Annotated in this window: 19 protein-coding genes; 13 read left to right on the top strand and 6 right to left on the bottom strand. The window is 60.2% G+C overall.

The window, feature by feature from the left end; genetic code table 11:
• Nucleotides 1–22: 22 nt before the first annotated feature.
• Entirely contained in the window at nucleotides 23–904 is an 882-nt protein-coding gene (locus J2W46_RS30515) for a LysR family transcriptional regulator (protein WP_310358979.1), read from the top strand.
• 165 nt (nucleotides 905–1,069) lie between these two features.
• Here the strand turns inward: J2W46_RS30515 and J2W46_RS30510 are convergent, their stop codons facing one another.
• The 4 genes from J2W46_RS30510 to J2W46_RS30495 all read right to left on the bottom strand — a co-directional run bounded on the left by J2W46_RS30510 (nucleotide 1,070) and on the right by J2W46_RS30495 (nucleotide 3,890).
• The gene (locus tag J2W46_RS30510) at nucleotides 1,070–1,723 is read right to left on the bottom strand and encodes an HAD family hydrolase (protein ID WP_310358976.1); all 654 of its coding nucleotides are present in this window, start codon (nucleotides 1,721–1,723) and stop codon (nucleotides 1,070–1,072) included.
• 219 nt (nucleotides 1,724–1,942) lie between these two features.
• A complete protein-coding gene (locus tag J2W46_RS30505; protein WP_310358974.1) occupies nucleotides 1,943–2,305 on the bottom strand; it encodes a hypothetical protein in 363 nt (120 codons plus the stop codon).
• Between the two features lie 113 nt (nucleotides 2,306–2,418).
• Nucleotides 2,419–3,189: an AraC family transcriptional regulator gene (locus J2W46_RS30500; protein ID WP_310358971.1), complete on the bottom strand. Its 771-nt coding sequence runs from the start codon at nucleotides 3,187–3,189 to the stop codon at nucleotides 2,419–2,421.
• A 59-nt stretch (nucleotides 3,190–3,248) separates the two neighbouring features.
• On the bottom strand, nucleotides 3,249–3,890 hold the full coding sequence (locus J2W46_RS30495) for a TetR/AcrR family transcriptional regulator (RefSeq protein ID WP_310358969.1): 642 nt from the start codon (nucleotides 3,888–3,890) through the stop codon (nucleotides 3,249–3,251).
• On the opposite strand from J2W46_RS30495, the gene J2W46_RS30490 reads away from it, so the two are divergent.
• Together J2W46_RS30490 and J2W46_RS30485 are read left to right on the top strand one after the other, a co-directional pair.
• Complete coding sequence (locus J2W46_RS30490; RefSeq protein ID WP_310358967.1) at nucleotides 3,889–4,644, top strand: SDR family NAD(P)-dependent oxidoreductase; 756 nt, start codon at nucleotides 3,889–3,891, stop codon at nucleotides 4,642–4,644. The two genes, J2W46_RS30495 and J2W46_RS30490, sit on opposite strands and share 2 nt — an antisense overlap.
• Before the next feature lie 105 nt (nucleotides 4,645–4,749).
• Complete coding sequence (locus tag J2W46_RS30485; RefSeq protein WP_310358964.1) at nucleotides 4,750–5,514, top strand: sulfite exporter TauE/SafE family protein; 765 nt, start codon at nucleotides 4,750–4,752, stop codon at nucleotides 5,512–5,514.
• Nucleotides 5,515–5,568: 54 nt separating this feature from the next.
• Here J2W46_RS30485 and J2W46_RS30480 read toward each other — a convergent pair whose 3' ends face one another.
• Nucleotides 5,569–5,925, bottom strand: coding sequence for a winged helix-turn-helix transcriptional regulator (locus tag J2W46_RS30480; RefSeq protein WP_310358962.1), 357 nt, complete (start codon nucleotides 5,923–5,925; stop codon nucleotides 5,569–5,571).
• A gap of 144 nt (nucleotides 5,926–6,069) precedes the next feature.
• Here J2W46_RS30480 and J2W46_RS30475 point away from each other — a divergent pair, with 144 nt between their 5' ends.
• A complete protein-coding gene (locus J2W46_RS30475) occupies nucleotides 6,070–6,564 on the top strand; it encodes a nuclear transport factor 2 family protein (protein WP_310358960.1) in 495 nt (164 codons plus the stop codon).
• Between the two features lie 515 nt (nucleotides 6,565–7,079).
• Complete coding sequence (locus J2W46_RS30470) at nucleotides 7,080–8,054, top strand: oxidoreductase (protein ID WP_310358957.1); 975 nt, start codon at nucleotides 7,080–7,082, stop codon at nucleotides 8,052–8,054.
• A 31-nt stretch (nucleotides 8,055–8,085) separates the two neighbouring features.
• On the opposite strand, the gene J2W46_RS30465 is transcribed toward J2W46_RS30470, so the two are convergent.
• Entirely contained in the window at nucleotides 8,086–9,024 is a 939-nt protein-coding gene (locus tag J2W46_RS30465; RefSeq protein ID WP_310358955.1) for an AraC family transcriptional regulator, read from the bottom strand.
• A gap of 121 nt (nucleotides 9,025–9,145) precedes the next feature.
• Between J2W46_RS30465 and J2W46_RS30460 the strand changes: the two genes are divergently transcribed.
• The 8 genes from J2W46_RS30460 (at nucleotide 9,146) to J2W46_RS30425 (ending at nucleotide 16,628) form a co-directional block, all read left to right on the top strand.
• Nucleotides 9,146–10,297, top strand: a complete 1,152-nt coding sequence (locus J2W46_RS30460) for an NADP-dependent oxidoreductase (protein ID WP_310358952.1) — start codon at nucleotides 9,146–9,148, stop codon at nucleotides 10,295–10,297.
• Between the two features lie 10 nt (nucleotides 10,298–10,307).
• Complete coding sequence (locus tag J2W46_RS30455) at nucleotides 10,308–11,384, top strand: quinone oxidoreductase family protein (protein ID WP_310358949.1); 1,077 nt, start codon at nucleotides 10,308–10,310, stop codon at nucleotides 11,382–11,384.
• A gap of 1 nt (nucleotide 11,385) precedes the next feature.
• On the top strand, nucleotides 11,386–11,748 hold the full coding sequence (locus J2W46_RS30450; RefSeq protein ID WP_310358946.1) for a VOC family protein: 363 nt from the start codon (nucleotides 11,386–11,388) through the stop codon (nucleotides 11,746–11,748).
• 208 nt (nucleotides 11,749–11,956) lie between these two features.
• Nucleotides 11,957–12,760: a transporter substrate-binding domain-containing protein gene (locus J2W46_RS30445; protein ID WP_374726888.1), complete on the top strand. Its 804-nt coding sequence runs from the start codon at nucleotides 11,957–11,959 to the stop codon at nucleotides 12,758–12,760.
• Nucleotides 12,757–13,953, top strand: coding sequence for a succinylglutamate desuccinylase/aspartoacylase family protein (locus J2W46_RS30440; RefSeq protein ID WP_310358941.1), 1,197 nt, complete (start codon nucleotides 12,757–12,759; stop codon nucleotides 13,951–13,953). The genes J2W46_RS30445 and J2W46_RS30440 overlap by 4 nt, the downstream gene beginning before the upstream one ends.
• A gap of 11 nt (nucleotides 13,954–13,964) precedes the next feature.
• Entirely contained in the window at nucleotides 13,965–14,921 is a 957-nt protein-coding gene (locus tag J2W46_RS30435; protein WP_310358938.1) for a threonine/serine dehydratase, read from the top strand.
• Nucleotides 14,918–15,910 carry an ornithine cyclodeaminase family protein gene (locus J2W46_RS30430; protein WP_310358935.1) on the top strand — a complete coding sequence of 331 codons (993 nt, stop codon included), beginning with the start codon at nucleotides 14,918–14,920 and terminating at the stop codon, nucleotides 15,908–15,910. The genes J2W46_RS30435 and J2W46_RS30430 overlap by 4 nt, the downstream gene beginning before the upstream one ends.
• Nucleotides 15,911–15,950: 40 nt before the next feature.
• Nucleotides 15,951–16,628, top strand: a complete 678-nt coding sequence (locus J2W46_RS30425) for a helix-turn-helix transcriptional regulator (protein ID WP_310359150.1) — start codon at nucleotides 15,951–15,953, stop codon at nucleotides 16,626–16,628.
• Nucleotides 16,629–17,012 lie beyond the last annotated feature (384 nt).

The following is a 17,012-nucleotide window of genomic DNA, read 5'->3' as shown; positions in this document are numbered from 1 at the left end:
TCTATATATATAATGTATGGCCATGGAGCTTCGACACATTCGCTACTTCCTGGCTATTGCTGAGGAACGGAACTTTTCCCGTGCAGCGGAGCGCGTGGGGATCGGCCAGCCGCCGCTGAGCATGCAGATTCGTGATCTGGAACGGGAAGTTGGCGCGCGCCTGTTCCATCGTGTTCCGAAGGGTGCGGAACTCACGGCTGCCGGGCAAGCGTTCTACCGCGTCGTGGAAAAGATGCCGGCGATGGTGGAGGAAGCGTGTCATGCGGCGCGGCGGGCAGAACGTGGCGAGCTCGGTATTTTGCGCATTGGCTTTACCGCATCGTCTGGCTTCAATCCCGTGGTTGCAACTACGATCCGGTCCTTCCGAAGAGGCTATCCAGGAGTGGATGTACAGCTCGAGGAGTCGAATACTGCACGCCTGTTTGAAGCCCTCAGCGGAGACGAACTCGACGCGGCGTTCATGCGGCCAGGTGAGCACCTGGCGAGGGATCTCCAGGTACGGGTCCTTTCGGAGGAGCCATTATTGGCGGTCTTACCTTCCAAACATGCATTTGCCAGGAAGCAGCGCCTGAAGCTTGCAGATCTGGCCGGCGACGAATTGATTACCTTTCCGCGGCAATATGGTTCAGTTATGCACGACGCCATCATGGCGGCCTGCCGCGACGCGGGCTTCGAGCCGAAGTTAGGACAGGTTGCGCCGCAGATGGCTTCGATCATACATTTCGTGGCCGCGGAACTCGGTGTCGCATTGGTGCCTGCTTCGATGCGAGAGATACAGGCGAAAGGCGTGCTATTTCGGGAATTGCACGACACCGCGGCATCGGTTCAATTGTCTTTGGCGTGGCGTCGGGGAGATCGCTCTCCATTTCTGAAGAATTTCATTGATTGCGCTTTACGCGCTTGATGTTTTGCGTGTGCGGCAATAGACCTGGGAAATTGCCCGTCGAGGCGTCGTCTTGGGCAACGCGAGCCTCGGAGAATATCTGGGCATCGGACGCATAGAACGATTGTTGCGCCTCTTTTTCCCGATCACATCCAGACTCTTGCGGTAGGTCAGTTCAACAAGCTTTCAGGGGACAAAGGCGACAAGTTCCGCAATGCTATGCTCGACAGACTTACATCCGATCCGCGCCCAAGCATCGCTCGTCAATTGACCAGTCACTGCACCGATGAATCTGGTGCCAGCGGCATGTGCCGCATGTGCGTCGATAAGGTGATCGCCGACGTAGAGTGCTTCGTTAGCAGCGACATTCATAGCGGCAAGAGCCTTCAGGATACCTTCCGGGTCCGGCTTGTGTCGCAAAACATCTTCGCCACCAACGATAGTACTGAAGCAGTGGCGCAAGCTCACTTTTGACAATATCGCTTCGATCCGGCGCCTGAATTTTGTCGACACGATCCCAACGGGAACATTGCGTTTGTGTAACTCCCTTAGCAGGCATTCAGCAGACGGGTAGACGTCCGTCATATTGACCATCACCCGGTCGGCGTGCGACACAAAACAATTGGCATAAGTTTCGGCTAAAGTCGCGTCTTCGATCCCCGTCAGAAAACGAAATGTGTCATGCAAGGGCAAGCCGATCGACTCACGGACTCTCGTGGCACACGGTACCGCCAGGTTCATATCGGCGATCGCCGATTGTGCGCAGAATTGAATTGCCTCCGTTGAATCCACAAGCGTGAGGTCGAAATCGAACAGGAAAGCGGTGGCAGAGTGCGTCATTCTAAAAATACGGAGTGTGTTTTACTGCTCGTGCTGCGCGGCCGCCCCGTCGAAAAGCCGGCCTGCAGGCGGCCGGCCGAACTCCCTTGAGCATCGGGTCAGGCACAGCGCACGGCATTTTCAGGCGGGACCAGCAACCTGTCAGCGGCGTGAAGGTGTCAATAACGCATCTTCCAGGTAGGCGGATCATGCCGTCAAGACAGGGGCAACCTTGCCACGTCAAAGTGACGCGTCAAGTACGTTCGTGGCCGAGGCTGCTGCCGCCGCTCCTTTAATGCTCGCTTGGGCTTGTGCCTGTTCAGCCTGAACGCGTAGCTCCTTCTTCACCGTTTCACGTACCTTTTCTGCGATCTTCTCTTTCTCCGGCCCTGACATCTGCTCGAATTGCTGGCGTGTAAGCCCCATCGAAGCCAGGACTGAATCTTCCATCCGCTGCTCGGGCGTTTCCTTGATCCAGTCGTTCAGTTCCTTCAGCGCCGAGTCGAAGGAAGTGCCGACGTTGCCATTGTCGCCGGCTGCCGTGCCTGACGATAATGTTGACGTGGGATAGAGCGAGGAATTCGAGGTGTTCTGAATGTGCACGTTTGTTTCCTTCCTGTGAAGTAGATGCTCCGACACTGAAATATTCTGGCGACGGTATCCGGCACGGCTTTCATCAGGCGCGGTCGATTTGCATTGTCTCGCTCCGGACGCAGTCAGTCGAATCGTCTCACTCCGCCGACGGTCCCGTCTGGTATGTTTGTGACCGATCGTGTACGGGCATACTGGCCGGGGGAAACGCCGAATGTCCGGAGGAAATGCCTTCCCATATGACTCTGGTCGGCAAAGCCGCACTCAAGAGCGGTCAAGGCCGCTGCGCTACCGTCTCGCAGTAAAGCTCGAGCGCGGTTTAGCCGGACCAGCAGCGAGAATTCAGCTGGCCCTATCCCTGCTTCCCTTGAGAACTTCCGGCTGAACGCTTCACGGCTATATCCGAACGCGGCCGCCAACGTCGACACGTCGCGGAACTTACTGTTGGTATCCGACAAAATCATCAGAGAGGTTTGAACTACATCGGATATCTCGCCCTTTTCCGTCCTGGTATCCGGACTGATTTTCATGGTCTGGCACAGCAGGGCCACTTCCGATTGAGGAACGTACAGGTTCAGGCATTGGGTGGGCCAGTTCCCGCTCGGTGCCGACCGGTGAAGATGACCCGCTGGAATCAGCAGGGCCTGTCCTGCGTGGACGACATACAAACGTGAACCGACGATAAACTCACGACGTCCCGAAAGCACAAAGACCATCTGTGCTTCGTTATGAAAATGGGTTTTTCCGTCAGGCGCCCTCGGCCCCTCCCAGTATGCAGTCTCGAGAGTGCACCGCGTAGGCGCTCGACGATAAGCCCATGCGGCCGCACCGCCTGATTGCAGGCAATCGTCAAACTCGGGCGGGCATTTCGCCTCAAAGAGATAAGGTTCTGTCATGTTCCGATCCTTCAGTTGCGAAAGGTTTCCGGCATGTCCGCGCCGCATTATTCCGGGCGCTACTCTGCGATCAGGCAGGTCTGAATAGCTGCGGCGAGCAGAGAAACGATCCTCTGCGGTTTAGCCCGCTCGATGGCTGCCGAACCCAGCCCTGCACGGAGAACAGCGAATCCCATCACATATGCCGTGATCATTGCCGCGCGTTCCTGAGCGTCCTTTTTTCCAATATGCCGCGCCAGGGGCTCGACGAAGTCTCTGTGCAATGCGGCAGCGAGGATCGGCGCCGCTACGGGACTGCCCACCGATCTGAGCAGGAACGCGAATTCATCGAACGCTTCGCTTTCTGACTTGCGAATCGGGCCAAGCAGGTGTCGTGCAATGCGATGTGCGAGTGTGTCGACCGGCCCGACGAAGGCGGGCTCCAGACTGAACGCCTCGTCCGCCACCACGCTGAACAGCGCTTCCTTCGACCCGAAAAGTCGGGACACCATGGCAGGATCAACGCCAGCTCTGGCCGCGATTTCACGGACACCAACCGCATCATAGCCGGCTCGTGTGAAGGTGAAGCGTGCGGCGTCAATGATCCGCTCGCGGCACTGTGCCGCGGACAGACGCTCTCGCGTCGATTTATCAACACTCGTTGACATTTTTGTCGATCCTCTTCTATTATCAACACTCGTTGATAATACAGGAGCGACCATGGATCCGAGTACCTCCCCTTTACGCGGGCGCGTGATCTTTGTTTCCGGGGCGACGAGTGGCATTGGGCGGGAAACTGCGTTGAAGCTTGTCGAGGCAGGCGCGTACGTGGTGGCGAGCGGCCGTGACAGTGAACGTTCAAACGAACTGGCCGACGAGCTCGGCGCATCCGGCGAATGCATCGAAGGGAATGTTGCCCAACCGGAAGACATTGACCGCATCATGAAGGCTGTGTCAGCACGCCATCGCGCACTCGATGGCCTGGTGATTAATGCGGGTGTAGCTCCGCAGACTTCTTTGGAAGCGTTGGATACGGAAACGTATGACCAGCTCATGGATGTCAACGTCAAAGGCGCAACGTTCACCTTTGCGCGCGCGCTGCCACTGCTGGCAGAAGGCGCGTCCTGTGTCTTTGTGGGCTCAGTGGCGGGACGCAAAGGCCAGCCCGGCGATGCACTCTACGCAGGCAGTAAGGGCTTTGTGCGAGCCTTCGCGCGCAGTGTTGGCACCTCGCCTGACGTTCTTCGGCGAGGTATTCGCGTGAACGTGGTGTCGCCAGGTCCGACTGAAACGCGACTTACCGCGCAGGCGACGATGGATCCCTCGGTTCGCGAATATGTAGAAGGGCTTATCCCTATGCGTCGATGGGGAAAGGCGAGCGAGGTGGCAGATGCCATTCTGTTCCTGCTGTCTGACGCGTCCTCATTCACGACTGGTGCAGAAATCACCGTAGACGGTGGCATGGCGCACGCCTAGGCGCGTGGCTTGGGCGTGCCGAGCCTGAACGGTGACCCGATCACTATTGTTCCAGACCTGTTTCTACGATTACCCCACACTGCATCGTTTGTCAAAGGGGCAACGATGGACTGGACCACAACATTCTCTCTTTTTGTCGCGGGCATTGCGGGTGGCGTCGTGAATGCTATGGCAGGCGGCGCCACACTGATTACGTTTCCCGCCATGATGATGGCGGGCCTGCCCGCCATCACAGCCAACGCCTCAAACGCGGTGGCAATCTCACCCGGACATATCGTCGCCGTGCTGGCAGACCGCAGCAAGCTCCCAGCACGTTCCATGTACTTCACCGTTCTCTGCCTCACTTCGCTCTTATGTGGCGCGATCGGCGCATGTGCAGTGCTCGCATTGCCGGAGCGCCTCTTCACGCTGCCCGTCCCGGCGCTCATAGCATTCGCGACCGGCTTATTCGCCCTTGCGCCGACGATACAGGTCTGGGCATTCCGGAACAGGCCCACGGAAGATGGCGTGTCCCTTCGTATGCGTGCATCAGTGATCGCGGCGACGAGTCTTTATGGCGGGTTTTTCGGCGCAGGTCTAGGCGTGATGTTGACCGCTGTCCTGTCAATTGTTGAAGTGGGGGACATCCGGACGATCAAGGCGCTAAAGAACGTGTTGGCCGGGTGCGTCTCGCTGGCCGCGGTGGTGACCTTCGTGGGATCCGGTGCCGTTGCATGGCCCCCCACCGTCGTCATGCTCGGTGGCGCGTTGATTGGCGGATACCTTGGAGGCTATCTGATCCGAGTGCTTCCAGCTGTCTGGGTCAGGCACTTCGTGATCGTGGCCGGCGTGTTGATGTCGATCATTTATGCGCGACAGTACTGGTTCTAGCTCTTTGTCATTATCTAGATCCGGACGTTGCGATGCGGCCCAAGCCGTGCGGAACTAGACATCGCTAGATTCGCCCAGCGAAGCAGCGCCCCAAGCGTCCAGCGCACGCAGCGCGGGCAGTAATGCATGGCCCGCGTTGGTCAATTGGTACTCGACGCGCGGGGGTACTTCAGCAAAGACCGCACGCGCAACCACCCCATCCCGTTCGAGTTCGCGCAGCTGCTGGGTGAGCACTTTGTGTGTAATGCCGTCAGCGAGTCGATGTAATTCAGAGAAGCGCAACCTGCCTGCGCTGAACAGATGAAAAAGAATGACTGGCTTCCAGCGGCCGCTTAGTGCACGAATTGCCGCCTCGAGCTGCTGGGGTGAATGACAGCGGTACGGGGGTGGGTTAGTGGCTTTCGATTCCATGCTTACCTTCAGGTGACTATCGCACTCTAAAGTGCATTATTGCCTCTCATTCCAACGGGCGGCTATGCTCAGCATCGCACGGCGGTCGCGCTTTATCGAACCGCTATAACGCGCCAAGCGAGGCGCCTCAAGGAGCCATGACCAATGATAGACTCGCAGCACAAAGACATCCGTTTCCTGCTGGATCGCATCGAGATCCAGGACGTGATTGCACGGTACTCGCTAGGACAGGACAGCCATCAGGGCGACGACGGTAATATCCTTGGCGAATGGGACAGGACCTTCACGCCAGATGCGCAGGTGGACTACAGTGCGGCTGGCGGCATCGTAGGATCTTATCGCGATCTCGCGCGCTGGATGCGCGGCGATGCCTCCGGGCCGGGCAGCATGAGTGCGTTCTCGAACTGGCAGCACATGCTGGGGCTGCCTAACGTGTCACTTGCGGGGGACAAAGCGTTCGCACGGACTGACTTTTACGCGACCCACAGGAGCCGAGAGGGCGATACGCCGCCTGTCCACTTCAACGCGGCAGGAGCGTTCGTCGATGAACTGGTTCGTACCGACGATGGCTGGCGCATCCAACACCGCCGTCTGGTGCTGCATTTCGCCGATCCTCTCCAGATCGTGGTGCCGGTGTAAGGCTGGGGCTACCGCGCTTTGATACGTCGCCGCGATCAGTGCGAACCGCACCACTCGGGGAGATCGGCGGTAGGTACGAGCCGGTCGCTGGGGGCGAGCGGAAAAGGCGATAAGCGCGGGAGATTCGCGTGCGTGGTGAGCCTCCGTACGCTGTGTTCGCTGGTAGCAGGCGAGCACGACAGTGGTCCACAGCAGGTAGTGAAGCGATCGCGTCTTCGGGCGGCAATCCCACATCCTAGCGCCCACATTGCGCTGCGCAAGCGACACCTTTACGTGATGCGAGCCGTTGTCTTGCGCGGGGTCCCAGTGCGGCGACGCGCCTGGCTGGTCGCCAGAGCATCTGCCGACGGCAGCCCAAGCCGTAACGAAAGGAACTGCGGCGCGCCTGCATCTGTACGCTCGAATAGCAATTGCGTCCGGTGGAATATGGACGACGTTACGGGGCACCGCGAAAATTGATCAGTCGCCGCGATGATTGAGAGCGGTGCCACCGTACTTCGCGAGCAGGAGCAGGCATGCCACCACTACAGTCCCCACTTGGTTCCCGCTTTGGCCCTACGAGCACAGCGTCCGAAGTCATTGACGGAATTGACCTGCAAGGCCGCGTGGCAGTCGTAACTGGCGGGTATTCTGGGATCGGCCTTGAGGCCACCCGCGCACTATCCCGCGCTGGCGCTACGGTTATCGTACCGGCCCGAGACCCCGGCAAGGCCCGCGAAGCGCTGGCGGCGATCGATCGAGTCGAAGTGGCCGAGCTCGACCTTGCCAATCCCTCCTCCATCGGCAGCTTCACGACCAGCTTTCTTTCACGAGGTTGCCCATTGCATCTGCTCGTGAACAATGCAGGAATCATGGCTGTGCCACTTCAACGTGATCGGCGCGGTCACGAACTTCATCTCGCGACAAACCATCTCGGGCCGTTCGAGTTGACGGTTCGATTGTGGCCGGCGTTGCTGCGAGCGGGTGAAGCGCGCGTCGCCATTCTGTCATCCGGTGCTCATCGACGTGCGTCGTTCGATTTTGATGACCCCGATTTCGAAAGGCGTAAATACGACAAATGGATAGCCTATGCGCAGTCAAAAACAGCCAGTGTGCTGTTCGCAGTTGCGCTCGACCGGCGAGGGCAGACTCATGGCATCCGTGCGTTCGCCGTCCATCCCGGTCGGATTGAAACAGGGCTGCAACGAGCAATTCCGATGGAAGAGCTGAAGGAGCTTGGATTACGCGATGCCGAGGGGCACATTCCGGAGTCTCAACGCTCGCTTTACAAAACGGTCGAACAGGGGGCAGCAACGACAGTATGGTGCGCCACGAGTTCCGAGCTCGATGGTATAGGCGGCGTCTATTGCGAGGATGTGAACATTGCGGCTGCAGTACCTGCCACGCACGAACAGCTGAGCGGTGTGCTTCCCTGGGCAATCGACCCCGACGCGGCAGAGCGGCTGTGGACGTTCAGTGAGAAGTTGACGGGCGTCAAACTGTCTTCGTGACATGGACGATCCCACGCCGTGCGGGACCTGATCACGCGGACGCAAGGTTATCTCGCTTCGCACTCCGGTAGCGTCCGGGGCTCAACCCGGTGCTGCGCTTGAACGCTATGCTGAACGCTGTATCCGACAGGTAGCCGACGCGCTCGGCGATTCGCGCGAGCGGTTCGTCCGACTCCGACAGCGCTGTCATCGCGAGCGACATTCTCCACGACTGGAGATACTCCAGGGGCGCGCTGCCGACCCGCAGCCGGAACCGTTGGGCAAATGCGGTGCGCGACATGCCAACTGCCGCGGCGAGCGTATCGATGGTCCACCGCTGCGCCGGGGAGGCGTGCATAAGAGATAACGCGGTGCCAATCCGCGGGTCGGAGAGTGCGCCGAGCCAGCCAGCTGGTGCGTCGGTGCCTGCAAGATAGGCGCGCAACGCCTGAACTAGTGCGAGGGTGGCAAGACTTGCCTTCACTACGTCTGACCCCGGCATCTGTCCATCGGTCTCTGCGCGCAACAGCGCGAGTACGTGAGACAGCGCGTGCGCGGCGACGTCCGCTGCCCGCAAATGGATCAGCGGCGGCAGGTTCGCCAGCAGAAGCGCGGATAGATCGTTGTCGAACTCGAAACGCCCACTCGCAAGGCTCACTGGCGAGACCGGCCCTGGACCGTCGAAGCGCACGACGCCATCTGCCCCGCGGATCGACCGGTACGTTTGTGGTCCATCGAGCGGTACACATGCAGGATCGCTGGCTGAGCAGAAGGGCTGCCCTGCAGTAAGCAGATAGAAGTCGCCTTCCTCCATCGTGTGCCTCTCGGCATCGCCCTCCATCCACAGCCACAATCGCCCGCGCAGTACCGATCCGAATTTGACATGCCGGTAGCTTGGAAAGTGAAAAGCCCATGCACCGCGTCCCTCGAAGCGTGACGACAGCGCACTGGAGACTCGCAGCATCGACAAAACTTCAGACAGTGCGTCCATAAATGTCCTATCGAATAAGAAAAGCGGCGAACTGATTATACAAAGTCCAGCCACGATGGACGATCATGTTCTTCATCGCTCATTCGAGTGAACCCGTTTGCGACAGACCGGAGGTCGAGTGATGAAGCCAGCCGATACGGAAGAACAGGAAACCCGGCAGATCCCGGAACGTTTTCGGCAGTGGATCGTCCGGCGCGCACCGCACAACGGCAGCCTGACGCCGGAGAACTTCGAGGAGCGGATCGTCGAAACGCCGGGCCTTGCGCAGGGCGAAGCGCTGGTGCGCATCAAGGTACTGAACATCCACTCGGCTACCCGGGTTCGAATGATCCGGGGGTTGATCCGCGAGGGTGAGACTGACCCGCACAACTACGCATGCGCGGAAGTCATCCGCTCCCGTGACCAGGCTTTTGCCGTTGGCGATATCGTCGCATGCCAGGCCGGCTGGCAGGAGTACCAGGTATTACGCAGTAGCGATCCCCCGGTTGGCTTTCCGCGCCCGAATGAGCTTGTAAAAGCCCTCAACGGGACAAGTTCGCCATGGACGTATGTGTTTCGTCCGGCGCTTGCACGTCAGTGGCCAGCGTCCGTATTGATGGAGATATTTGGCACGTCAGGTATGACCGCGTGGTTCGGCCTCCGCGAATACGGTCCCATCATGCCGACCGACACCGTGGCCGTCGCTGCTACAACTGGCGCTGTGGGCTCGATCGTCGCTCAACTGGCGAAAGCCGCCGGGGCGCGGGTGATTGGGTTTGCGGGAGGCCCGGCGCGATGTCGCTGGGTTCTCGAGACGCTCGGCATCGATGGTTGCATTGATTACCGGTCACCGACCCTCGAGGATGAGCTTGCCGCTGCATTTCCGGAGGGCATCGATGTGTTCTCCGATGGCGTCGGAGGTGATCTGACAGGACGTGTGGTAGCCCTGATGAAGCGGCACGGCCGGTTGTTCTCATATGGCTCGGCGGCGGCATCTTATTCGCCGCATGCCGAGGACGAGCCGGCGGTGCGACCGACGATGCGGGAAACCTTCGGTATTTCGCGAGAGATCGAACGTCTGTTGCGGGAGCGCCATATCAAATCCGGTGCCTGGACGGTGGACACGTTTTATCACGAGCGTCTTCAGGCTGAAAACGATCTGGCGCGTCTGCTATGGATGCAGCGGCTGCGCCCGAATGCCCGCGTGATAAGCGGTTTCGAAAACCTGCCGCGTGCGGTAGCTGACCTGTACCGGCTGCCGCGCGCTGGCAAATTGCAGATATCACTTGAATGAGGAGAGCCAAATGAGAGCGTGGCAGCTAGACAAACTAGGCGGTGCGCTGACGCTGGTCGAGCGGCCCGTGCCCGAAGCTCGGCCGGGCAGTGTCGTGGTCCGTATGCAGTCGTCCGCATTGATGTCCTACATGCGCGACTACGTGGATGGCAAGTTGCCCGTCTACCACGTACCGTCGCGCCCGTTCATACCGGGCGGAAACGGCGTGGGCATCGTGGAGTCAGTTGGGCATGACGTTTGGCATCTGAAGCGTGGGCAGCGTGTGGTGATTTCGTCGCATTTTGTCGCACAGGAGAATGTTCGCGATCCGGCGCAGATGCTGATTGGCGTCACGGCAGGCAGCGAGGCCGGGTTCCGGATGCAGAACGACTGGCCCGACGGCACACTCGCCGAATATGCGTTACTGCCTGCGTCGACGGTTACCCCAGCCGATCAGGTCAGCCAGCTCGACGGACGCACGCTCGTCACCACCATGCGTTACGTTGTTCCGTATGGCGGTCTGCTGCGTGGCCGGCTGGCAGCTGGCGAGACGATCATTGTCTCCGGCGCAACCGGCGCCTACGGATTCGCGGCTGTTCGCCTGGCGGTTGCTATGGGAGCCGCGCGCGTCGTGGCGCTGGGACGCAACGCAGAGGCGCTGGCCCAGTTGGTGGTCAGCGCGGGCCCACGCGTGGCGCCAGTCGCCGCTACTGGGGATGCCGCAAAGGATGCGGCAGCGCTGCGCGAGGCCGCCGGAGGTTCTGCACAGATGGCATTCGATATGGTGGGCAATGCGCGCGATCCGAACATGACACTGGCCGCCCTGCGGGCACTGGCGTTCGGCGGCCGGCTTGTGCTGATGGGCAGCATGGCGGTGCCATTGCCGATTCCCTACACGGAGGTCATGCTGAACGGCTGGGAAATTCTGGGCCAGTTCATGTATCCCCGCACTGCGTACGCACAGTTGCTCACGCTGATTGGAAGCGGGCTGCTGTCGCCCGACGGCATACGCGCCGTCGAATTTCCTTTTTCCGACGTCCCCAACGCCATCGACGCCGCAGCAACTGCGCCGAGCGCGGAATGCGTCGTTATCAACCACGAGGTATGACATGCAGATTCTGAAATCGATGTTGCGCCACTATGTCGCGCCAGAGCAGCTGGACACCGCAGTTGCCTTCTATGAGGAACTGCAGCAGATGAAGTGCGAACGGCGTCTGTCGTTTCCCGAAGCAGGTATCAACGTAGCGGTGGTTGGTTCGTTCATCCTTGTCGCGGGCGATGATTCCGCGCTCGCACCGGTCCGGCATATCCAGGCCGCATTCGTCGTCGACTCCCTGGACGCGTTTTCAGCATGGCTTCGGACCCAGGGCGCTGATGTGTCGGCCGCGCACGAAAGCCATGTAGGCCGCAACGTGATGGTGCGACATCAAGACGGATTCTGTGCTGAGTACTTCCAGCCTGCAGCAGCCTGACCCGCGCAGTGTCCGGGCGTGCATCCGAGGGCTCGAGCAGACCGGCTTTTTGTTAACTGGACACGTGATCCAATTTGGACGTACAGTCCAATTGAGGCTCGTCAGGCACCGCGCGCGAGAGCAGAACATAGTCGACCACGGCATTGGTCGGCTGTGTCCCGGCTGACGAGGCAAACCACCATCAACGTGTCAGAACTGGAGAGCACTCATGGGCAGGTACCTAACAACAAACTGGCGGGGGCGTGTCGTTTTCTTAGTTTCCACTGCACTCATCGTGTTGTCAGCCGGTGCTGCGTCCGCAACGGACACGCTGCGGATCGGCGTCGAAGCCGCTTATCCCCCGTTCGAAAGCCTGACGCCGGCTGGCGCACTGCAGGGGTTCGACATCGAGATTGGCGACGCGCTATGCGCCCGAATGAAAGTCAAATGCGTGTGGGTGCAAAACGCGTTCGACGGCCTTATCCCGGCGCTTAATGCGAGGAAATTCGATCTGATTGACTCGGCGATGAACATCACCGACAAGCGCAAAACGGCGATCACCTTCACGTCTGCCGTCTATGTGGTTCCCATGCAGATGATCGCGCGGCGCACGGCGCATCTGCTGCCCAGTGCTTCCGCGCTGGCGGGCAAGCGGGTCGGAGTGCTGCAGGGTTCTTCGCAGGAGGACTACGCAAAGCGCCATTGGGCTCCCGCGGGTGTCGATGTGCAATCTTATCCGACGCAGGATCAGATTTTTGCGGATCTCGCAGCCGGTCGCCTCGACGCGAGTGTGCAGGAGGCGACAGTTGCAACCGACAGTTTTCTCTCGAAGCCGGGCGGTCGCGATTTCGATTTTGCGGGCGGCCCTTTGCGCGACGATGCGTTGCTGGGGGCGGGAGTTGGTCTGGGTATGCGCAAGGACGATGTCGCATTGCACGCAAAGGTGAACGCCGCGCTCGAGTCATTGAAGGCTGATGGGACGCTGAGCACATTGTCACGTAAATATTTCGGTCGCGACATCGTCGCCAGATGATCCACCATCATGGACGGAAATGCCGCATGAAAACCGAAACGATCGAACTGCCCCCGCTGGCGCCGGGCGCACGCTACGAGTTGACAATGCATACGTTCGGCAGCGGCGAGAGCGGGCGCAGCGCATACGTGCAGGCTGGACTGCACGCAGACGAGCACCCGGGCTTGCTGGTCGCGCATCACCTCATCGGTTTGTTGGCCGAACTGGAACGGGAGCGGCTGCTCACCGGGACTGTAGTGGTTTGTCCCTTTGCGAATCCCGTCGGGCTTAGCCAGCGAATCTTTGGCATGCCGACGGGGCGGTTTAATCTGGAGAACGGTGAAAACTTCAATCGTGCATTTCCGGACATAGCACCTGAAATCTCAGCCATGTCAGGCGATTGGACGTTTGCGCGCAACGATATCTCGCAGATCAAGCGCGCGTTCGCCGGGTGTCTGGAACGCCACCGGCGCGCCGACACGGTTGGTGCGCTGAAGTTTGTACTGTTGCGCGAGGCGCTCCGCCATGACGTGGTGCTCGATCTGCATTGCGATACGGCAGGTGTACTGCACTTATATGCGAACCGGGCGCAGACCGCCCGGGCAGAATCGCTCGCCCGTGCAATGGAAATTGGCACCGTACTTGTAGAAGAATATGCCGGTGGCGAGCCCTTCGACGAATCGTTCATGCGCCCATGGCGGGCGGCGGTGGAGGCAGGATGGGTCGATCCGGACCGCAGCGGTTTCTGCGCGTCGATTGAGCTTCGCGGGCAGGCGGACGTGGATGACGTCATGGCGGCGGAAGACGCGCGCGGCATCGTGCGCTTTCTCGCACGGGAGGGGCTCGTCGAACTGGGCGAAGGCGAGGCGGACAGGGCGGACATTCATGCACTCTTTCAGCCTCGCGGCAATCCAGTGCGGCCCGATGTATTTCCACTTGAAGGAGCCTCGCATCTACGCGCGCCAGCGACCGGCATTGTGGTGTACCTCAAGCATCCTGGCGATCAAGTGTCGAGCGGCGAGCTGATAGCTGAGATCGTCGCACTTGAAGGTGATCCGGTAGCGGCCAGAGTCGAGGTGCGCAGCGACGTGGATGGCGTCTTCCTCGTCGGCCAGCAATTCAGGCTTGTGCGTGCCGGTCAGCGCGTCGCACTGCTAGCGGGGACGGCGATGCTTCCGGGACGGAAGCCGGGCAAACTACTCAACGATTTCTGAGGGGATAGGAAATGCAAGACCTTTTCAACCGGATTCTGGACGCGCACGTGGCATTGCGGCCGCAGGTTGCAACGACGCCCCTTGAGCACAGCCCTTTGTTGTCTGCACAAACGGGTTGCGACGTATGGCTGAAATGCGAGCATCTTCAGCACACTGGTTCGTTCAAGTTTCGTGGCGCGTCGAACAAGCTGCGCATGCTCGGCGCCCAGGCACGAGCGCGCGGCGTTGCAACCGTTTCGACGGGAAACCACGGACAAGGCGTGGCACTTGCCGGCAAGCTCGCGCACGTGCCTGTTACTGTGTATGCGTCGACGTCCGCTTCGTCCGTCAAGCTCGACGCGATTCGGGCGCATGGCGCTCGCGTGGTGACAATCAGTGCATCGACGCTGGAAGTTGAACTGGAGGCAGCACGTCGGGCAAAAGAAGAGGGTTTGCCCTTCATCTCGCCGTACAACGATCCTGATGTGATCGCAGGTCAGGGGACAATTGGCGCGGAGCTGCATGAACAGCACGCGGGCCTCGCGGCCGTGTTCGCATCGGTCGGTGGGGGCGGCTTGATTTCCGGTATCGGTTCGGCGCTGCGCGGCTTCGGCGTAGCGGCCCAGGTCATCGGGTGCTGGCCGCAAAACGCACCGACATTGGCAAAGTGCATGGAGGCAGGGCGAGTCATCGAGGTGGAGGAGAGCGACACCATCTCGGACGGGACCGCGGGTGGAGTGGAGCCCGATGCCATCACACTGCCGATTGCCCGGCAGGTGATCGACCGAACGGTCCTCGTCAGTGAAAGCGAGATTCGCGACGCGATGCGAAGACTTGCGTTGAGCGATCGCTGGATGGTCGAGGGCGCTGCCGGTGTCGCGCTCGCCAGCTTCCTTAAGATTGCACCGGACTTTCAGGGCGAGTCTGTAGCGGTCGTTCTGTGCGGGCGCAACATCAAGGTCGATACGTTCATTGAGGCTGTACGATGAGAATCCTGAACAAAGACGAGATCATGCGGCGCTTTGATTCCGCTAGAGCGCTCAAGTTGATCGAGGCCGGGCTCATTGCCCATGCACGCGGAGACGTGCAATTGCCACCGGTACAGAATTTCCGCTTTGACACGAGCGACGGTGACTGCTGTGTGAAATCGGCTTATATCGACGGGGAGCCGGCCTTCTTTGTCAAAGTGTCGACGGGCTTTTACAAAAATGCGCGGCTCGGATTACCCACCAACGATGGTCTGGTGCTCGCGCTTTCGGCGAGTACTGGTGAGCCGCTCGTTCTGTTGCAGGACGGTGGCTGGTTGACCGGCGCGCGGACGGCACTTGCCGGTGCTATCGCAGCGAGGCTGCTTGCTCCGGATGACGTGCACGCTATCGGGATCGTCGGGACCGGTGAACAGGCCCGCCTGCAATTGCGCTATCTCGCAGACGTCGTTACTTGCCGGAAAGCTATCGTCTGGGGGCGAGGCGGTGTGCAGCTGCAGGCGTTCTGCAAGGACGCGGCGCAGTTTGGTTTTGAAGTCCACGCGACGCTCGACGCGTCCGAACTCGCGGGGAGCGCCAATCTCATTGTTACAGCCACGCCTTCGCGTGTGCCTATTCTGCGTCGGGAATGGATTCAGCCGGGTACGCACATCACGGCAGTGGGTGCCGATGCACCGGGCAAACAGGAGCTGGATGCCGCAATCGTCGGCCACGCCGACTGTGTGATCGTCGACTCGTTGAAGCAGTGTGCCGCCTATGGGGAGCTGGCGCATGCGATCGCGGCCGGGCTGCGGTCAGAGGACGATGCGCTCGAACTCGGCAGCGCGCTCGCCGACGGAAAGCGCGTGCGCCGGGACGGCAGCGAGATCACCGTGGCTGACCTGACAGGGTTGGCCGTGCAGGACGCCGCTGCGGCGGCCAGCGTGCTGCATATTGGTGAGCTGGACCAGCGCGGTGGCATTCTCCATGACATACGACGGCCGGTATCCTGACGCTACAATGTGCGGTCCTATACGACCGGAACGCATCGCCATGAGGAAACGGAAGATTGCTCGCGGCCCGCACCCTCTGCTGAAGCGTCAGGAAGCGGTCGCAAACGGGATCGCGGCGCTGTTTTATCCGTACGCTGAAGTGGTGATTCACGACCTGGGAAGTCAAACGATTGCGTACATCGCGAACAACCTGTCGAAACGCGAGCTTGGCGACGCATCGGCTCTTGAGGAGATTGACGCGGCGGTCGCGCCTGATGGCACTATGGGACCGTACGAGAAACTCAACTGGGATGGCCGGCGAATGCGATCGGTCAGCATCATGATGCGTGACGATGATGACGAGCCGGTAGGAGTGATGTGCATCAATTACAACGTCGCCGTGTTCGACGACATGAAAAGCGTGATCGATACCATCGTTTCTCGCGTGACACTCGTCGCCCAGCCCGAGGTACTCTTCCGCGACGACTGGCAGGAGCGGATTAACACATTCATGCATACATGGCTGCGCGAGCGTCAGCTGTCGCTCGCTACACTCTCGCGTGTGCATCGACGTGAGCTGGTTGACGCGCTATTTGCTGAAGGCGCTTTCTCTGTCAGAAGTGCGGCGAATTATGTTGCAAAAGTGCTGGGCATGGGACGCGCGACCGTGTACAAGCGGATCGGCGAACTACGCGACGCCGAGACCAGAAACACACGGGCAGCCCGGCTGGGGAAATAGCCGCTCTTTCCTCGCCAAGGAAAGCATGCGATTCGATATTGCTTATCTGCGACTCTTCGTGGCAGCTGTTGAGGTAGGGGCGTCACGCGGCGCGGCAGCCGATGCGTCGCGTGCGAGGCAGTCGATTGTCGCATTGCGGCCGACTGTCGGAAATGGACGCATCTCTCGGATCGCCGGCCGTTGACCCGTCCGCTCACACCGCCGCCCGTGCACCGACAATCATGTGGCCGTTACCCGGCATCCGGTGGCGAATGTTAAGCGGCCTGCGTCGACCAGATGTTTGCGCTGCGTAAGCCCGCGCTCGTCGACGTGGCGATCACCCGACAGGGGATTCGCATTGCCGCCCAAGATTGGACGGGCGCAAGCAAAAGGGTTCAGCCTCTA

Origin of the sequence: Paraburkholderia strydomiana (assembly GCF_031456815.1) — a bacterium.
GTDB classification, from domain to species: domain Bacteria; phylum Pseudomonadota; class Gammaproteobacteria; order Burkholderiales; family Burkholderiaceae; genus Paraburkholderia; species Paraburkholderia caledonica.
The sequence above is the reverse complement of the archived record's forward strand: the minus strand, read 5'-3'. Positions and strand labels throughout refer to the sequence as shown.

Coding starts and splice junctions, on each gene's coding strand:
- J2W46_RS30510 (WP_310358976.1), bottom strand. CDS start 1,723: ATGACGCACTCTGCCACCGCTTTCCTGTTCGATTTCGACCTCACGCTT.
- J2W46_RS30490 (WP_310358967.1), top strand. CDS start 3,889: ATGGATCCGAGTACCTCCCCTTTACGCGGGCGCGTGATCTTTGTTTCC.
- J2W46_RS30450 (WP_310358946.1), top strand. CDS start 11,386: ATGCAGATTCTGAAATCGATGTTGCGCCACTATGTCGCGCCAGAGCAG.
- J2W46_RS30515 (WP_310358979.1), top strand. CDS start 23: ATGGAGCTTCGACACATTCGCTACTTCCTGGCTATTGCTGAGGAACGG.
- J2W46_RS30425 (WP_310359150.1), top strand. CDS start 15,951: ATGAGGAAACGGAAGATTGCTCGCGGCCCGCACCCTCTGCTGAAGCGT.
- J2W46_RS30465 (WP_310358955.1), bottom strand. CDS start 9,024: ATGGACGCACTGTCTGAAGTTTTGTCGATGCTGCGAGTCTCCAGTGCG.
- J2W46_RS30440 (WP_310358941.1), top strand. CDS start 12,757: ATGATCCACCATCATGGACGGAAATGCCGCATGAAAACCGAAACGATC.
- J2W46_RS30495 (WP_310358969.1), bottom strand. CDS start 3,890: ATGGTCGCTCCTGTATTATCAACGAGTGTTGATAATAGAAGAGGATCG.
- J2W46_RS30455 (WP_310358949.1), top strand. CDS start 10,308: ATGAGAGCGTGGCAGCTAGACAAACTAGGCGGTGCGCTGACGCTGGTC.
- J2W46_RS30470 (WP_310358957.1), top strand. CDS start 7,080: ATGCCACCACTACAGTCCCCACTTGGTTCCCGCTTTGGCCCTACGAGC.
- J2W46_RS30445 (WP_374726888.1), top strand. CDS start 11,957: ATGGGCAGGTACCTAACAACAAACTGGCGGGGGCGTGTCGTTTTCTTA.
- J2W46_RS30480 (WP_310358962.1), bottom strand. CDS start 5,925: ATGGAATCGAAAGCCACTAACCCACCCCCGTACCGCTGTCATTCACCC.
- J2W46_RS30485 (WP_310358964.1), top strand. CDS start 4,750: ATGGACTGGACCACAACATTCTCTCTTTTTGTCGCGGGCATTGCGGGT.
- J2W46_RS30475 (WP_310358960.1), top strand. CDS start 6,070: ATGATAGACTCGCAGCACAAAGACATCCGTTTCCTGCTGGATCGCATC.
- J2W46_RS30500 (WP_310358971.1), bottom strand. CDS start 3,189: ATGACAGAACCTTATCTCTTTGAGGCGAAATGCCCGCCCGAGTTTGAC.
- J2W46_RS30435 (WP_310358938.1), top strand. CDS start 13,965: ATGCAAGACCTTTTCAACCGGATTCTGGACGCGCACGTGGCATTGCGG.
- J2W46_RS30460 (WP_310358952.1), top strand. CDS start 9,146: ATGAAGCCAGCCGATACGGAAGAACAGGAAACCCGGCAGATCCCGGAA.
- J2W46_RS30430 (WP_310358935.1), top strand. CDS start 14,918: ATGAGAATCCTGAACAAAGACGAGATCATGCGGCGCTTTGATTCCGCT.